This is a genomic window from Streptomyces sp. CC228A, assembly GCF_021390935.1.
Taxonomy (GTDB): Bacteria; Actinomycetota; Actinomycetes; order Streptomycetales; family Streptomycetaceae; genus Streptomyces.
Map to the genome: position 1 here is coordinate 1,148,557 of NZ_JAJPUI010000001.1, position 15,513 is coordinate 1,164,069.

The 15,513-nt window shown below is 75.4% G+C and carries 12 protein-coding genes and 1 pseudogene; 8 read left to right on the forward strand and 5 right to left on the reverse strand.

Translation table 11 applies throughout. From position 1 onward, the window contains the following. The first annotated feature begins 6 nt into the window (after positions 1-6). The 5 genes from L6E17_RS05055 to L6E17_RS05075 all read left to right on the forward strand — a co-directional run bounded on the left by L6E17_RS05055 (position 7) and on the right by L6E17_RS05075 (position 5,950). The gene (locus tag L6E17_RS05055) at positions 7-474 is read left to right on the forward strand and encodes an Lrp/AsnC family transcriptional regulator (protein WP_236239508.1); all 468 of its coding nucleotides are present in this window, start codon (positions 7-9) and stop codon (positions 472-474) included. 269 nt (positions 475-743) lie between these two features. Then, entirely contained in the window at positions 744-1,577 is an 834-nt protein-coding gene (locus L6E17_RS05060) for a M55 family metallopeptidase (RefSeq protein WP_236239509.1), read from the forward strand. Further along, positions 1,570-2,970, forward strand: a complete 1,401-nt coding sequence (locus L6E17_RS05065) for a M20/M25/M40 family metallo-hydrolase (RefSeq protein ID WP_236239510.1) — start codon at positions 1,570-1,572, stop codon at positions 2,968-2,970. The genes L6E17_RS05060 and L6E17_RS05065 overlap by 8 nt, the downstream gene beginning before the upstream one ends. Before the next feature lie 47 nt (positions 2,971-3,017). Then, complete coding sequence (locus tag L6E17_RS05070; RefSeq protein ID WP_236239511.1) at positions 3,018-5,009, forward strand: prolyl oligopeptidase family serine peptidase; 1,992 nt, start codon at positions 3,018-3,020, stop codon at positions 5,007-5,009. After that, positions 5,006-5,950 carry an LD-carboxypeptidase gene (locus L6E17_RS05075; RefSeq protein ID WP_236239512.1) on the forward strand — a complete coding sequence of 315 codons (945 nt, stop codon included), beginning with the start codon at positions 5,006-5,008 and terminating at the stop codon, positions 5,948-5,950. Before L6E17_RS05070 ends, L6E17_RS05075 begins: the two co-directional genes overlap by 4 nt. A gap of 238 nt (positions 5,951-6,188) precedes the next feature. Here the strand turns inward: L6E17_RS05075 and L6E17_RS05080 are convergent, their stop codons facing one another. Both L6E17_RS05080 and L6E17_RS05085 read right to left on the reverse strand, forming a co-directional pair. Beyond that, positions 6,189-7,268 carry an adenosine deaminase gene (locus tag L6E17_RS05080; protein WP_236239513.1) on the reverse strand — a complete coding sequence of 360 codons (1,080 nt, stop codon included), beginning with the start codon at positions 7,266-7,268 and terminating at the stop codon, positions 6,189-6,191. A gap of 284 nt (positions 7,269-7,552) precedes the next feature. Further along, positions 7,553-8,290: a GntR family transcriptional regulator gene (locus L6E17_RS05085; RefSeq protein ID WP_236239514.1), complete on the reverse strand. Its 738-nt coding sequence runs from the start codon at positions 8,288-8,290 to the stop codon at positions 7,553-7,555. A 214-nt stretch (positions 8,291-8,504) separates the two neighbouring features. Here L6E17_RS05085 and L6E17_RS05090 point away from each other — a divergent pair, with 214 nt between their 5' ends. Beyond that, positions 8,505-9,971 carry an MFS transporter gene (locus tag L6E17_RS05090; protein ID WP_236239515.1) on the forward strand — a complete coding sequence of 489 codons (1,467 nt, stop codon included), beginning with the start codon at positions 8,505-8,507 and terminating at the stop codon, positions 9,969-9,971. A 49-nt stretch (positions 9,972-10,020) separates the two neighbouring features. Here the strand turns inward: L6E17_RS05090 and L6E17_RS05095 are convergent, their stop codons facing one another. Both L6E17_RS05095 and L6E17_RS05100 read right to left on the reverse strand, forming a co-directional pair. Then, the gene (locus L6E17_RS05095) at positions 10,021-10,374 is read right to left on the reverse strand and encodes a VOC family protein (RefSeq protein WP_236239516.1); all 354 of its coding nucleotides are present in this window, start codon (positions 10,372-10,374) and stop codon (positions 10,021-10,023) included. Positions 10,375-10,569: 195 nt separating this feature from the next. Then, positions 10,570-11,375, reverse strand: a pseudogene (locus L6E17_RS05100) (methyltransferase domain-containing protein). A gap of 635 nt (positions 11,376-12,010) precedes the next feature. Here L6E17_RS05100 and L6E17_RS05105 point away from each other — a divergent pair. Both L6E17_RS05105 and L6E17_RS05110 read left to right on the forward strand, forming a co-directional pair. Continuing rightward, the gene (locus tag L6E17_RS05105; RefSeq protein ID WP_236239517.1) at positions 12,011-13,363 is read left to right on the forward strand and encodes an NAD(P)/FAD-dependent oxidoreductase; all 1,353 of its coding nucleotides are present in this window, start codon (positions 12,011-12,013) and stop codon (positions 13,361-13,363) included. Positions 13,364-13,368: 5 nt separating this feature from the next. Next, complete coding sequence (locus L6E17_RS05110) at positions 13,369-15,219, forward strand: transketolase (protein ID WP_236239518.1); 1,851 nt, start codon at positions 13,369-13,371, stop codon at positions 15,217-15,219. 94 nt (positions 15,220-15,313) lie between these two features. Here L6E17_RS05110 and L6E17_RS05115 read toward each other — a convergent pair whose 3' ends face one another. Continuing rightward, on the reverse strand, positions 15,314-15,481 hold the full coding sequence (locus tag L6E17_RS05115; protein WP_236239519.1) for a hydrophobic protein: 168 nt from the start codon (positions 15,479-15,481) through the stop codon (positions 15,314-15,316). Positions 15,482-15,513: the final 32 nt, after the last annotated feature.

The following is a 15,513-nucleotide window of genomic DNA, read 5'->3' on the forward strand; positions in this document are numbered from 1 at the left end:
GGACTCATGGACGACACCGACCTGCAGATCATCCGCGAGTTGCAGGCCGACGGGCGGCTCTCCAACCAGGACCTCGCCGACCGCGTCCGGCTCTCGCCCTCGCCGTGCCTGCGCCGGGTCCGCCGACTGGAGGAGTCCGGCCTCATCCGCGGCTACACGGCGATGGTCGACCAGGTCGCCTTCGGGCTGCCCATCACCGTCTTCGTCCGGATCCGCCTGGAGCGCCACACGGCCGAGGCCGTCGCCGTCTTCGAAGAGCACGTCGGCCTCATCGAGCACATCCAGGACTGCTACCTGATGGCAGGGAGCAGCGACTACCTGCTGCGCATCGTCATCGAGAGCCTGGAGGCGTACGAGCACCTCGTGCGCCACCGCATCCACGCCATCCCCGGCATCGCGTCCATCGAGTCGAGCTTCGCCTTCGGCAGCGTCAAGCAGACCCGCACCTACCCGAGGCCGAAGCCCTCCCGCTGAGCCCTCCCGCTGAGCCTCCGCGCGCCGAAGCCCTTCCCCGGTGCGGTCCCGGGTGCCGCGGCCGTGCGCACGGCACCCGAGGCCCCGCCAGGCGACCCGTCCGCCGAGCCGCCGTGCCTCCCCGGACCCCCGCGGCCGCGTCAGGGCCGCCCGGCCGCCCGGCCGTCCACCGGGCCACGCGGCCGAAGCCCGCAGGCCGCGCCGCGCTGACGCGCCGTCGGCGCGGCGGCAGCCTGGTACGGCCACCGGCCAGCCCGTAACGTGTGGGCATGAAGATCCTCGTCAGCGCCGACATGGAGGGCGCCACCGGCGTCACCTGGCCCGCGGACGTCCTGCCCGGCACCCCCCAGTGGGAGCGCTGCCGCGCCCTGTTCACCTCCGACGTCAACGCGGCCGTGCTCGGCTTCTTCGACGGAGGCGCCGACGAGGTCCTCGTCAACGAGGCACACTGGACCATGCGCAACCTGCTGCTGGAGCGCCTCGACGAGCGCGCCCAGATGCTGACCGGACGCCACAAGTCGCTCTCCATGGTGGAGGGCGTGCAGCGCGGCGACGTCGACGGCGTGGCCTTCGTCGGCTACCACACGGGTGCCGGGAGCGAGGGCGTCCTCGCCCACACCTACCTCGCGAACTCCATCACGGGCGTCTGGCTCAACGGCGTCCGCGCCGGCGAGGGATACCTGAACGCCCACGTCGTCGCCGAGTACGGTGTCCCCGTCGTCCTCGTCACCGGCGACGACCTGACCTGCCGTGACGCCGACGGCTACGCCCCCCAGGCGCGCAAGGTCGCGGTGAAGGACCACGTGTCGCGGTACGCCGCGGTGTGCCGCACGCCCGCCCGGACGGCCGCGGACATCCGTGCCGCGGCGAAGGACGCCACGCGTCTCGCCGTACGGTACGAACCGGTGCGGGGCGGACCGTACACCGTGGAGCTGGAGTTCGACGCCGAGCACCTCGCCGCGGCCGCCACCGTCGTGCCCGGGGCGGCCGTCAGCGGCGAGCGGCGCGTCGCCTACACCAGCACGACGATGTACGAGGCCATCCGCACCTTCAAGGCCGTCACCACGATCGTCTCGGCAGCAGTGGAGGAGCAGTATGGCTGAGCCCGTCACCCGGGGCCCGCAGGCGACCGGCCCGGACCCGCAGGGCGCGGACGCCCCCGGCCCGCAGGCACCCGGCCCGGACGCGCAGGCGTTCGACGAGGTCGTCGCGTTCACGTCGGACCTGATCCGGATCGACACCACCAACCGCGGCGGCGGCGACTGCCGCGAGCGGCCCGCCGCCGAGTACGTCGCCGAGCGCCTCGCGGCGGCAGGAATCGAGCCCGTCCTGCTGGAGCGCACCCCGGGCCGCACGAACGTCGTCGCCCGCATCCCCGGGACGGACCCCTCAGCCGACGCGCTCCTCGTCCACGGCCACCTCGACGTCGTCCCCGCCGAGCCCGCCGACTGGAGCGTCCACCCCTTCTCCGGCGAGGTCCGCGACGGCGAGGTGTGGGGCCGCGGCGCGGTCGACATGAAGAACATGGACGCCATGGTCCTCGCCGTCGTCCGCGACTGGGCCCGCCGCGGCGTCCGCCCCCGCCGCGACATCGTCCTCGCCTACACCGCCGACGAGGAGGACAGCGCCGCCGACGGCGCCGGCTTCCTCGCGGACCGGCACGCCGAGCTGTTCGAGGGCTGCACCGAGGGCATCAGCGAGTCCGGCGCGTACACCGTCCACGCCGACCCGCACCTCGCCGTCTACCCGATCGGCGCCGGCGAGCGCGGCACCGCCTGGCTGCGGCTCACCGCCCGCGGCCGCGCCGGGCACGGCTCCAAAGTCAACCGGGAGAACGCCGTCAGCCGGCTCGCCGCGGCCGTCGCCCGCATCGGCGACCACTCCTGGCCCGTGCGGCTCACCCCCACCGTCCGCGCCGCCCTCACCGAACTCGCCGCGCTCCACGGCATCGAGCCCCCGGACCTCGACGACCCCGCCGTCGACGTCGACCTGCTGGCCGGCAAGCTCGGTGCGGCCTCCGCCCTCGTGGAAGCCACCCTCCGCAACAGCGCCAACCCGACCATGCTCGACGCCGGCTACAAGGTCAACGTCATCCCCGGCACCGCGTGCGCCCACGTCGACGGGCGCATGCTGCCCGGCGCCGAGGCCGAGTTCGCCGCCACCCTCGACGAACTCACCGGACCCGACGTCGACTGGGAGTTCGTGCACCGCGAGATCCCCCTCCAGGCGCCCGTCGACGGCCCCACCTACGCCAAACTGCGGGCCGCCCTCGAACGGTTCGACCCGGACGCCCACGTCGTGCCGTTCTGCATCTCCGGCGGCACCGACGCCAAGCAGTTCGCCCGCCTGGGCATCACCGGCTACGGCTTCACCCCGCTGAAGCTGCCCTACGGATTCGACTACCAGGCGCTGTTCCACGGGGTGGACGAACGCGTCCCGGTCGACGCGCTGCACTTCGGCGTCCGCGTCCTCGACCACTACCTCCAGTCCGCCTGACCACCACCCGACCAACCGACCGCACAGCCCACAGGGGGGAGTCGTCCATGGTGCCCACGGGGGCCTACGGAACCTGGCCGTCACCGATCGGCGCGAGGCTCGCCGCCGCCCACGGCGGACATCCCGAGTTCGTCGGCATCGTCGGCGACGAGGTGTGGTGGACGGCGCCGCGCCCCGCCGAGGACGGCCGCCGCACCCTCGTCCGCCGCACCCCGGACGGCACCGAGCGGACCGTGCTGCCCGCACCGTGGAACGTCCGCAGCCGCGTCGTCGAATACGGCGGCCGCCCCTGGACCGGGACCGCCCGGCAGGACGGCGGCGGCCCCCTCGTGGTCTTCAGCCACTTCCCCGACCAGCGGCTCTACGCGTACGAACCCGACGGCGACGCACCGCCCCGCCCCCTCACCCCCGTCTCGGACACCGGCGGCGGACTGCGCTGGGCCGACCCCGTCCTGCACCCCGCAGGCCGCGAGGTGTGGTGCGTCCTGGAGGAGCACACCGGCGCCGGGCCCGGCGACGTGCGCCGCGTCATCGCCGCCGTACCGCTCGACGGCTCCGCCGCGCACGACCGGTCCGCGATACGGGAACTCACCGACGACCGGCACCGGTTCACCACCGGGCCCCGGCTCTCCCCCGACGGGCGGCACGCCGCCTGGCTCGCCTGGGACCACCCGCTCATGCCGTGGGACGGCACCCTGCTGATGACCGGCGAAGTCCCCGCGGACACAGGGCCCTTCACCGGCGTGCACCCCGTCGCCGGGGCAGTCGACGAATCCGTCTGCCAGGTGGAGTGGGCCCCCGACGGCTCCCTGCTCTACGCCTCCGACCGCGGCGGCTGGTGGGAGCTCCACCGCCTGCCGCCCGGCGGCACCGACGCGGTGCCCCTGTGCCCGGGCCGCGAGGAGGAGTTCGGCGGCCCCCTCTGGCGGATCGGCCTCACCTGGTTCACCCCCCTGGACAGCGGACTCGTCGCCGTCGTCCACGGCCGCGGCGCCAACGCCCTCGGCATCCTCGACCCCGAGACCGGCGAACTCGTCGACGCCGCCGGGCCCTGGACCGCCTGGGAAGCCACCCTGGCCGCCCACGGCAGCCGCGTCGTCGGCGTCGCCGCAAGCCCGCGCAGCGCCTACGAGGTCGTGGAACTCGACACCGGCACGGGCCGCGCCCGCGTCATCGGCTCACCCCACGAGGACCCCGTCGACCCCGCCTACTACCCCGAACCCCAGATCCGCACCTTCACCGGGCCCGACAACCGCGAGGTCCACGCCCACATCTACCCCCCGCACAACCCCGACCGCGTCGCCCCCGACGACGAACTCCCGCCGTACGTCGTGTGGGTGCACGGCGGCCCCACCAGCCACGCCCCGCTGGTCCTCGACCTGGAGATCGCCTACTTCACCTCCCGCGGCATCGGCGTCGCCGAGGTCAACTACGGCGGCTCCACCGGCTACGGCCGCGCCTACCGCGAGCGGCTGCGCGAGCAGTGGGGCGTCGTCGACGTCGAGGACTGCGCCGCCGTCGCGGAGGCCCTCGCCGCCGAAGGCACCGCCGACCCCCGCCGCCTCGCCATCCGCGGCGGCAGCGCCGGCGGCTGGACCGCGGCCGCCTCCCTCGCCACCACCGGCGTCTACGCCTGCGGCACCATCAAGTACCCCGTGGTCGACCTCACCGGCTGGAGCGACGGCGAGACCCACGACTTCGAGTCGCACTACCTGGACTCCCTCGTCGGCCCCCGCGCCGAGGTGCCCGCCCGCTACCGCGACCGCTCGCCCCTCACCCACGCCGACCGGATCGCCGCCCCCTTCCTGCTCCTCCAGGGACTCGACGACGTCATCTGCCGGCCCAGCCAGGCCGAGCGCCTCCTCGCAAGGGTCGCGGGGCGCGACGTGCCGCACGCCTACCTCGCCTTCGAGGGCGAGGGCCACGGCTTCCGCCGCGCCGACACCGTCGTCCGCGCCCTGGAGGCCGAACTGTCCCTGTACGTCCAGACGTTCGGCGTCCACCGGACGGACGTGCCGCTGCTGGAGCTGAAGAAGTGACCCCTGCCGAGCCCCTCGCCCCGCTGGTCCGCCCCGCCCGGCTGCGGCCCGGCGCCCGCGTCGCCGTCGTCTCCCCGAGCGGGCCCGTCGCCGAGGAGCGGCTGCAGACCGGGCTGGACATCCTGCGCGGCTGGGACCTCGACGCCACCGCCCTGCCGCACGCCGTCGACCGCCACCCCCGGGCCCGGTACCTGGCGGGCACCGACGAGGACCGGGCCCGGGACCTCCAGGCGGCCTGGTGCGACCCGGACGTCGACGCGGTGATCTGCGCCCGCGGCGGCTACGGCGCCCAGCGGATGGTCGAACTGCTCGACTGGGACGCGATGCGCGCCGCCGGGCCCAAGGTCTTCGTCGGGTTCAGCGACGCCACCGCCCTGCACGAGGCGTTCGCCCTGCGCCTCGGGCTCGCCACCCTGCACGGGCCGATGACCGGCGCGGTCGGCTTCCTGAAGGACGCGGACACCCAGGAGTCCCTGCGCGCCGCGCTGTTCGACCCGGAGTCCGTACGGGTGCTGGGCGGCCCGGCCGCGCGCCCGCTGGTCCCGGGGCGTGCCCGGGGCGTCACCGCGGGCGGCTGCCTCTCCCTCCTGACCTCCGGCCTCGGCACGCCCGACGGGCGCACGACACTGCGGGGCGGACTGCTGCTGCTGGAGGACGTGGGGGAGGAGCCGTACCGCGTCGACCGCATGCTCACCCAGCTCGGCCGCGCCGGGCTGCTGGAGGGGCTGGCGGGCGTCGCGCTCGGCTCCTGGGAGGACTGCGGGCCGTACGGGGAGCTGCGGCCGGTGCTGCTCGACCGGCTCGGCGGGCTGGGCGTGCCCGTCGTGGAGCACCTGGGCTTCGGCCACGGCAGCCCGGCGCTGACGGTCCCGCTGGGCGTGGCGGCGGAGCTGGACGCCGACGCGGGCACCCTGACCCTGGAGCAGGGCGCACTGCGCTGACGCCGGGGCGCGCGCGGTTCCGCTTGCCGGGCGCCGTACGGCACGCCGGGCCCGGAGGACGCGCGCGGGTCCTGGCGGACCCGGCCCGGCGCACGGGCCTGACGCGCACCCGGTGCGCCGCGGCCCGTGTCGGCGGGGCCGCCGCGCCCTGCGGGGCCGCGCCGCACGCTCGAAGGCAGCCGAGTGCCGTCCGCCGCCGGTGCCCCGCCGGGTGGCGGCGCCGGGTGGCGCCGCGTCGTCAGCGTCCGGCGCGGAGAGCCGCGTAGCCGGGGCGCACGATCTCCTCGATGATCCGCTGCCGCTCCGGCAGCGGGAGGAACGCGGCCTCCACCGCGGCGACCGTGAACTCCTCGAACACCTCGGGGCCGTAGCCGAAGGCGTCGACCATGTGCTGGAACTCCGCGCTCATGGTGGTGCCCGACACCAGGCGGTTGTCGGTGTTCAGGGTGATGCGGAAGCCGAGGCGGCGCAGCTCGTCGATCGGGTGCGAGGCGTAGTCCTTCGCGGCACCCGTCTGGAGGTTGGAGGTCGGGCAGACCTCCAGGGCGATCCGGTTGTCGCGGACGTACGCGGCCAGGTGCCCCAGGGTGCCGTCCTCGGCGATGTCGTCGGTGATCCTGACCCCGTGCCCGATCCGCTCGGCACCGCACACCTGCACGGCCTCGTGGACGGACTCGGCGCCCACGGCCTCGCCCGCGTGGATCGTGAAGTGGCAGTTGTGCCGCTTGAGGTGCTGGAAGGCCGACAGGTGGCGGGCGGGCGGGTTGCCGATCTCGCCGCCCGCGATGTCGAAGCCCGCGACCCCGCGGTCGCGGTGGGCGACGGTGAGCTCGGCTATCTCCAGGGACCGGTCGGTGTGGCGCATGCCGGTGAGCAGCGCGCGGACCGTGATCCGCCCACCCGTGCGCCGCTCGCCCTCGCGGAGCCCCTCGTTGACGGCGTCGACGACCTCGTCCAGGCTCAGCCCGGCCGCCTGGTGCTGCTCCGGCGCATACCGCACCTCGGCGTACACGACGCCGTCGGCGGCCAGGTCCTCGGCGCACTCGGCGGCGACGCGGTACAGGGCGTCGCGGGTCTGCATGACGGCGCAGGTGTGCGCGAAGGTCTCCAGGTACCGCTCCAGCGACCCGGAGTCCGCGGCGTCGCGGAACCACGTGCCCAGGGCGGCCGGGTCCTCGGTGGGCAGCCCGGTGTACCCGCAGGCCCGGGCCAGCTCGATGATCGTGGCGGGGCGCAGACCGCCGTCGAGGTGGTCGTGCAGCACGGCCTTCGGGGCGCGGCGGATCCAGTCGGCGGCGAGGTTGTCAGACAAGTCCATGCGGGGAGTGTAGGGCACGTGGTGCGGGCCCCGGTCCGTGGCGCAGGGGGCGCCTCTCGCCGCTGCCCGCCGCCGCTGCCGGTGCCCGCCGTCTCCGGCAGCGGCGCCCCCACGCCTCATCAGCGGCGCCCTCGTCGCCTCCGACAGGGCGCTCTCGTCCCCTCCGGCAGTAGTGCCCCGCCGATTCCGGCAGCAGAGCCCCGCCGCCTCCGGCAGCAGCCCCCCGCTGCCTCCCGGCAGTAGTGCCCTGCTGTCTCCGGCAGCAGCGCCCCGGAGCCGCCCGGTCAGTCGGACTGGAGCACCGGGAGGGCCGGGGCGCCGGTGGGCAGCATGTGCTTGGCGGCCAGCACCGGTGTCTCGCCGGTCCGCACCACCTGCGTGACCAGCACCGCGGGCGTCTCCGCGGCCCGCCCCAGCTGCTGCCCCCGCCGCTGCCCCAGCAGCGTCGCCGTCACCGTGCAGTGGCCCGTCAGCGGCACGTCCCGGGACGCCCCGGACAGCACGGCGAGCATGGACCCGCGGGGCGCCGCCGCGAGGGCGGCCGCGAACGCCGGGTGCGCCTGCGCCAGGACGGCGTCCGGAGCCGCCCACTCCTGGCTCAGCACCCCCGCGGCCCCCTCCGCCACCAGCAGCGACTCCCAGAACCGCAGCTCGGCCCCGGCAGGGGCCAGCAGGTGCTGGGTGGTGAAGTCCGTCGGTTCCTCCACCGTCCGCAGCAGGGCGCGGACCGCGACGGGCGCGCCCGGGGCCAGCAGCTCCTCCAAGGGGCGCAGGTGCTCGAACCCGCGCCGCGGCGGGCGGTCGTTGACGGTACGGCCCACTCCGCGCCGCACCGTCAGCAGGCCGTCCTCCTGGAGCAGCAGCAGCGCCTCCCGCAGGGCCGGGCGGCTCACCCCCAGCTCGACGGCGAGCCGCGGCTCGGACGGCAGCGTCGAACCGGGCGGGTAGACACCGGCGTGGATGGCGTCCGCGATCCGCTCGTACAGCACCACGACCGGTCGCCGCCGCTCCGCACTGACCACCGCTGCTCCTCCTCGGCTCACCTGTCGGCAGGACATGCGCACCGTAGTCGGCGCCTCCCGGCGCGGCAATCCGCGCTCACTGGGCCGGCAGCGGGGGTGCCGGACCGAGGGCCTTGACGTTTTACGCGCGTAGATCGGAAAGTGGTGCAGGGTTACTTGTCTGACAAGAGCCCGTCGCAGGTAAGCGCTCGACATCCAAGGCAAAGGGGCCGACATGTCCACCACGCCCGACCGGACCCGTCCGTCCGGGGCACCATCCGATCTCGCGGGGCGCGGCCCCCTGCTGTTCGCCCTGGTCATGGCCGTCCTCGGCTACCAGATCAACGCGACGATGCTGAGCCCCGCGCTCCCGGACGTCATCGAGCGCCTGGGCACCACCACCGGAGCGGCGGGGCTGTCGCAGACCCTGTTCTTCCTCATGGCGGCCATCGGTCAGGTCACCCTGGCCCGGCTGAGCGACCAGCGCGGCCGCAAGCCGATGATGCTCGTCTGCGCGGGCGTGCTGATCGCGGGCAACCTGCTGTGCGTGTTCGCCCCGAACATCGAGGTCTTCATCGCGGGCCGGGTCCTGCAGGGCGTCTCCGCCGCGATGTTCACCCTCGCCTTCCTCACCCTCAACCAGATGCTGACCCCGGCCGGGTTCGGCAAGGCGGCCGGCATCATCACCGCCGTCAACGGCGGCCTCGCCGGCGTCGACGCCGTCGCGGGCGGCCAGATCGCCGACACCATCGGCTTCCGCGGCATCTTCGTCTGCTCCACCGTGATCGCCGTCCTCGGCCTCCTGGGCATCCGCCGCCACGTGCCGGACCTGCCGCCCACCACCGACCCCGGCGCCCGCTTCGACTCGCGCGGCATCACCGCTCTGGCCCTCGGCCTCACCGGTGTCCTCGTCGGCCTCGCCCAGGGCGCCACCTGGGGCTGGACCTCGCTGCTCACCCTGGGCTTCCTGCTGGGCGGCCTCGCCGCGCTCGGCTTCTTCGTGGTCTCGCAGCGCACCGCCCCCAACCCCGTCATCGACATCGACGTACTCGCCTCGCGGCGCGCCTGGCCGCTGCTCCTGACGACCGTCTGCACCCTCGGCGGGGCCTTCGGAGCCATCGCCCTGACCATCCCGCTGTTCTCCCAGGACGCGCGGGTGGGCCTCGGGCTGTCGGCGGTGACGTCCGCGCTGCTGTTCCTCACGCCGATCCAGCTCATCGGCGTCGTGTCCGCCCCGCTCACCGGGCGCCTCGGTCCGCGCGTCGGCTGGCGGAGGATCGTGGTCGCGGGGGCCGCCGCCAACTTCGTGATCTTCGCCGTGGCGACGGTCTTCCTGCACCACGAGTGGGTCCTGGTGGCCGCCCTGGCCGCGCTCGGTGTGACGTACGGCGGCTTCATGCTCACCGGCCTGAACGGGCTGGCCGTCACGACCGCGCCGAAGGACAAGCCCGGGTCGCTGTCCGGCCTCAACGGCGCCTGCTTCGGCATCGGCGCGTCCCTGGGCATCGCCCTCGCCTCCGCGATGATCACCGCGGGCAGCGACGCCCAGGGCGTCACCGAGGCCGGCTACCGCAACGCCATGGCCGTCGCCCTGGTGCTGCTCGGCATCGGCGTCGTCAGCTCGCTGCTGATCCGGCGCCCCGAGGCGGACGGCACCGCCGGCCAGGCGGACGACCGGCCCCTCGTCGTCGCCCACCACTGAGCCGCCGGACGGGTGCCGGGGCGGCTCCCCGCCCCGGCACCCCGGGCCCTCATGCGGACGGCCGCCGGTCCGCGTACTCGAACACCGCGCCGTCCGGGTGCACCGCGATCAGGTTGCGGCCCACCGGCGTCGCCACCGGGCCCGCGAGCACCCTGGCCCCGCCCTCGGTCAGCGCCTTGTGCGCCGCGTCCACATCGGCCACGGCGATGGTCGCCGTCACCTTCCGCAGCACCTCCAGCTCCGCTTCCGGTCCGCTCATCAGCAGGAAGCAGCCGACGGCCGCCACGCGGACGCCGCCGCGTTCGAAGCGCAGGGCCTCGCTGCCGGTGAGCCCCTCGTAGAAGGCCACCGAAGGGTCGAGGTCGTCGACGTAGATGCGCAGTGTGGTGCCGAGGATCTCCATGCCGCCACAGGGTAGTTGGGGCCGCCCACCCTGGGCAGGGCGCCCCGCGGCCGGAACGCGCCGCCCGGCGCCCCCGCCCGCGCCGCCCTCCAGCGCCGCCCGGCGCCTCCGCCCGCGCCGCCCTCCGCTACCGGCGGCGGCCCGGCGGCCCGGTCCGCCGCCGGTAGCGGAGGTCCCGTACCGGGCCCGTGCGCCCTATGCCCGGCACAGCAGTTCGCCGTGCGGCACCAGGAACCAGCCGTCCGGGCTGCGCCCCCACTCCCGCCACCCTCGGCGACGGCCGCCAGCTCCTCCGGTGCCGCGTGGCCGCGGTCCACCGCCAGCCGCGCGTACGCCGACCGCGTCGTACGGTCCGCCCACAGCCCGCTCCACCAGGCGCGCTCCGCCGGGGTGGCGTAGCACCACGCGGAGGCCCCGGGGGTGATGTCCGTGAAGCCCGCGGCCCGCGCCCACGACAGCAGCCGGCGGCCCGCGTCCGGCTCCCCGCCGCCGGACCTGGCCACCCGCCGGTACAGCGCCCGCCAGGTGTCCAGCGCCGGCACCTCGGGAAACCACGTGAACGCGGCGTAGTCGCTGTCCCGTACGGCGACGACCCCGCCGGGGCGACACACCCGGCGCATCTCCCGCAGCGCGCCCACCGGGTCGCCGACGTGCTGGAGCACCTGGTGGGCGTGCACCACGTCGAACGAGTCGTCGGGGAAGCCCAGCCCGTTGACGTCCGCCACGGCGAAGTCGACGTTGTCCAGCCCGCGTTCCGCGCTCACCTCGCGCGCCTGCGCGAGGACGCCGGCGGCCGCGTCCACCGCCGTGACGCGTCCGCCCGGCGCGACGAGCGCGGCCAGGTCCGCCGTGATCGTGCCGGGACCGCACCCCACGTCCAGGACGTCGAGCCCGGCGCGCAGCTCGCCCAGCAGGTACGCCGCGGAGTTCTCCGCCGTGCGCCACCGGTGGGACCGCAGGACCGACTCGTGGTGGCCGTGCGTGTAGACGGCGTCCGTCATCGCCCGCCCCTTCCCGTCGTTGCCGACACTCATGCCGGTGCCCCCGCCGGGCGGCGGAACCGGCCCCTGCGGCCACCGTACGCCCGCTGGCCGTATGGCGAGACGACCGTCTCGTCATACGGATGGGCGGCCTGGCGGGCACCGTGATGCCCGCGTTACCCGCGGGCGCCTCCGGGTACCCGCCGCCGCATGGAGAACAAGTCCCCGCGCTTCCGCGTCCCGCTCCGGGTGCCGGCCGCGGCGCTGGGCGGCGCGCTCGCCGCCGCGGCGGTCGCCCTGGTGCGCCGCCGCGCCGCCGCCAAGGCGACGGGGGCCCCGACACGGGCCCGCCGACCCGCCCCGGTCCGGGGCCCGTGCCCGTGGACGCACCCCTCGGACAGGACGAGCCCGGGGACGGCGACGAGGTACGCGTCGTCGCCCCCGGTACCCCGCCCGCCGCACCGCCGCCGCCACCGGTGCCCCGCCACCCGAGCCGCCGCCCGCCGCTCCCGCGCCCGACGTGCCGCCCGCGGCCCCCAGCCGCCGGCGGACCCGGAAGGGCCGCACCACCGCGCCTGAGGGCGGGCCGCGCCGCGACGAACCGGCACGGCGCCACCCGGCCCTCCGTCAACCACCGTCCCGTCACCGGAGGTCCAGTGACCAGCCCGACGCGGCGCCGGCCGCGCATCCTGATCGTCGGAGCCGGATTCGCCGGCTACCACACCGCCCGGGAAGTCTCCCGACTGCTGCGCGGCCGCGTCGAGACCGCCCTGCTGAACCCGACCGACTACTTCCTCTACCTGCCGCTGCTGCCCCAGGTGGCGGCGGGCGTCCTCGAACCGCGCCGGGTCACCGTGTCACTGCCCGGCACCCTGCGCCACGTGCGGCTCGTCCTCGGCCAGGCCGACAGCGTGGACCTGGACGCGCGCACCGTCCACTGCACCGACCCCGAGGGCACCCCCCGCACCCTCCGCTACGACCGGCTCGTCCTCGCCGCCGGCAGCGTCAGCAAACTGCTGCCCATCCCCGGCGTGGCCGAGCACGCCACCGGTTTCCGGGGCCTGCCCGAGGCGCTCTACCTCCGCGACCACATCACCCGGCAGGTGGAGCTCGCCGCCACCGAGAGCGACCCGGCCGCGGCCGCCGCCCGCTGCACCTTCGTGGTCGTCGGCGCCGGCTACACCGGCACCGAGGTCGCCGCCCACGGAGCCATGTTCACCGACGCCCTCGTCCGCTCCCAGCCCGCCCGCCCCGGCGGCCTGAACCCGCGCTGGGTCCTCGTCGACGTCGCCGACAGCGTCCTTCCCGGGCTCGACGAACGCCTCGCCGCCACCGCCGACCGCGTGCTGCGCGGGCGCGGGGTGGAGATCCGCACCGGCACCTCCGTGCAGGAGTCCACCGCCGACGGGGTACGGCTCTCCGACGGCGACTTCCTGCCGACGCGGAGCCTCGTCTGGTGCGTCGGCGTTCGCCCCGACCCCCTTGTCGCCGACCTCGGACTGCCCCTCGAACAGGGCCGCCTCGTCGTCACCCCCGAGCTGTCCGTGCCCGGCCGCCCCGAGGTCTTCGCCTGCGGCGACGCCGCCGCCGTCCCCGACCTCGCCCACCCGGGCGCGCTCACGGCCATGACCGCGCAGCACGCCTCCCGGCAGGGCAAGACCGCCGCCCGCAACCTCGCCGCCTCCCTCGGTGTCGGAACGGCCGTCCCCTACCGGCACGACTCCCTCGGCTTCGCCGTCGACCTCGGCGGTGTCAAAGCCGCCGCCAACCCTCTCGGCGTCCCGCTGTCAGGACCGGTCGCCGGAGCCGTCACGCGCGGCTACCACCTGGCCGCCATGCCCGGGAACCGCGTCAGGGTCGCCGCCGACTGGCTCCTCGACGCGGCCCTGCGCCGCCAGGCGGTCCAGCTCGGGCTGATCAGCTCCTGGCAGGTCCCCCTCGACACCGACACACCCGAGCTGGCCCGCACCCCCGGCGGCAGCGACGGCACCGGCACCAGGAAGGACTGACACCCATGCCGTACGAGGAACTCGCCGAGCTCGCCCAGCAGCTGCGGGCCGACGCGGTCCGCGCCGCCGACGCGGCCGGCTCCGGCCACCCCACCTCCGCCATGTCCGCCGCGGACCTCGCGGCGGTGCTCCTCGCCCGACACCTCCGCTACGACTTCGACCGCCCCGACCACCCCGGCAACGACCGGCTGGTCCTCTCCAAGGGCCACGCCTCGCCCCTCCTGTACGCGATGTACCACGCCGCCGGCGCCGTCGACGAGGACGAACTGCTCGGCTACCGCACCCTCGGCAGCCGCCTCGAAGGCCACCCCACCCCCCGCCTGCCCTGGGTGGACGTCGCCACCGGCTCCCTCGGCCAGGGACTGCCCGTCGCCGTCGGCATGGCCCTCGCAGGACAGCGCCTCGACCGCCTCCCGTACCAGGTGTACGTCCTGTCCGGCGACAGCGAGATGGCCGAGGGCTCCGTGTGGGAGGCCGTCGAGCACGCCGCCGACAGCCACCTCGACAACCTCACCCTCATCCTGGACGTCAACCGGCTCGGCCAGCGCGGCCCCACCCGGCACGGCCACGACCTCGACGCCTACGCCCGCCGGCTGCACGCCTTCGGCTGGCACGTCGCCGAGATCGACGGCCACGACCACCAGGCGGTCGACTCGGCCCTGGCGGAGGCCCGCAGCACCACCCGGCAGCCCACCGCGATCCTCGCCCGCACCCGCAAGGGACGCGGGGTCGCCGCCGTCGAGGACCGCGAGGGCAAGCACGGCAAGCCGCTGCCCGACGCCCAGGACGCCCTCGCCGAACTCGGCGGTGTCCGCCGCGGCCGCGTCACCGTCCGGCGACCGCCCGAGCCGCCCGAGACGGCCGCACCCGACGAGCGGCGCACCCCCGACCTGCCGCGCTACGACCCGGGCGACAGCGTCGCGACCCGCAACGCCTACGGCGAGGCCCTCGCCGCCCTCGGCTCGGCCCGCTCCCGCGTCGTCGCCCTGGACGCCGAGGTGAGCGACTCCACCCGCGCCGAGTTCTTCGCGAAGGCCCACCCCGAGCGCTTCGTCGAGTGCTACATCGCCGAGCAGCAGCTTGTGGCCGCGGCCGTCGGCCTCGCCGCCCGCGGCTACATCCCGTACGCGTCGACGTTCGCCGCCTTCCTCACCCGCGCCCACGACTTCCTCCGCATGGCCGCCGTCAGCCGCGCCGGCATCAACGTGTGCGGTTCCCACGCGGGTGTCTCCATCGGCCCGGACGGCCCCTCCCAGATGGGCCTGGAGGACCTCGCCATGATGCGGTCCGTGCACGGCAGCACCGTCCTCTACCCGTGCGACGCCAACCAGACCGCCCGGCTCGTCGCCGCCATGGCGGACCTCGACGGCGTCCGCTACCTGCGCACCACGCGCGGCGCCACCCCCGTCCTCTACGGCCCCGACGAGGAGTTCCCCGTCGGCGGCAGCAAGGTGCTGCGCCGCCACGACCACGACCAGGTCACCATCGTGGCGGCGGGCATCACCGTCCACGAGGCGCTGAAGGCGGCGGACCGGCTGGAGGCCGAGGACGGCATCCGGGCCCGGGTCATCGACCTGTACTCGGTCAAGCCCGTGGACGCGGACACCCTCGACGACGCCGCCGGCCAGACCGGCTGCGTCCTCACCGTGGAGGACCACCACCCCGAAGGCGGCCTGGGCGACGCGGTCGCCGAGGTGTTCGCCGACGGCCGCCAGGCCCCGCGCACGGCCCGCCTCGCCGTCCGGAACATGCCCGCCTCGGCCACCCCCGAGGAGCAGCTCCACGCCGCCGGCATCGACGCGGACGCCATCGCCTCGGCGGTGCGGCTGCTGGTGGAGCGTGTGGTCGCGCACTGAGGCACGGCCCGCAGCGGGCCGCGCCGCACCGCCGCGACGACGAGCCGCCCCGGATCCCTGCGGATCCGGGGCGGCCCGTGTTCTTGCGCCCGTCCTACCACCGGTACCAGCGCGAGCGGCCGCCACCGGACGCGCTCGTGAAGAAGAAGCCGAGCAGCCAGATCACCAGCACCGCCACGGCGAACCACCACAGGATCTCCCACGCGAAACCCGCACCGAACAGGATCAGGATCAGCAGCAGGACCAGAAGAATCGGAACCATGATGCACCTCCACTGTCCGGGTGCCCGGTCGT

Coding starts and splice junctions, on each gene's coding strand:
- L6E17_RS05055 (WP_236239508.1), top strand. CDS start 7: ATGGACGACACCGACCTGCAGATCATCCGCGAGTTGCAGGCCGACGGG.
- L6E17_RS05060 (WP_236239509.1), top strand. CDS start 744: ATGAAGATCCTCGTCAGCGCCGACATGGAGGGCGCCACCGGCGTCACC.
- L6E17_RS05065 (WP_236239510.1), top strand. CDS start 1,570: ATGGCTGAGCCCGTCACCCGGGGCCCGCAGGCGACCGGCCCGGACCCG.
- L6E17_RS05070 (WP_236239511.1), top strand. CDS start 3,018: ATGGTGCCCACGGGGGCCTACGGAACCTGGCCGTCACCGATCGGCGCG.
- L6E17_RS05080 (WP_236239513.1), bottom strand. CDS start 7,268: ATGGACTTGTCTGACAACCTCGCCGCCGACTGGATCCGCCGCGCCCCG.
- L6E17_RS05090 (WP_236239515.1), top strand. CDS start 8,505: ATGTCCACCACGCCCGACCGGACCCGTCCGTCCGGGGCACCATCCGAT.
- L6E17_RS05095 (WP_236239516.1), bottom strand. CDS start 10,374: ATGGAGATCCTCGGCACCACACTGCGCATCTACGTCGACGACCTCGAC.
- L6E17_RS05110 (WP_236239518.1), top strand. CDS start 13,369: ATGCCGTACGAGGAACTCGCCGAGCTCGCCCAGCAGCTGCGGGCCGAC.
- L6E17_RS05115 (WP_236239519.1), bottom strand. CDS start 15,481: ATGGTTCCGATTCTTCTGGTCCTGCTGCTGATCCTGATCCTGTTCGGT.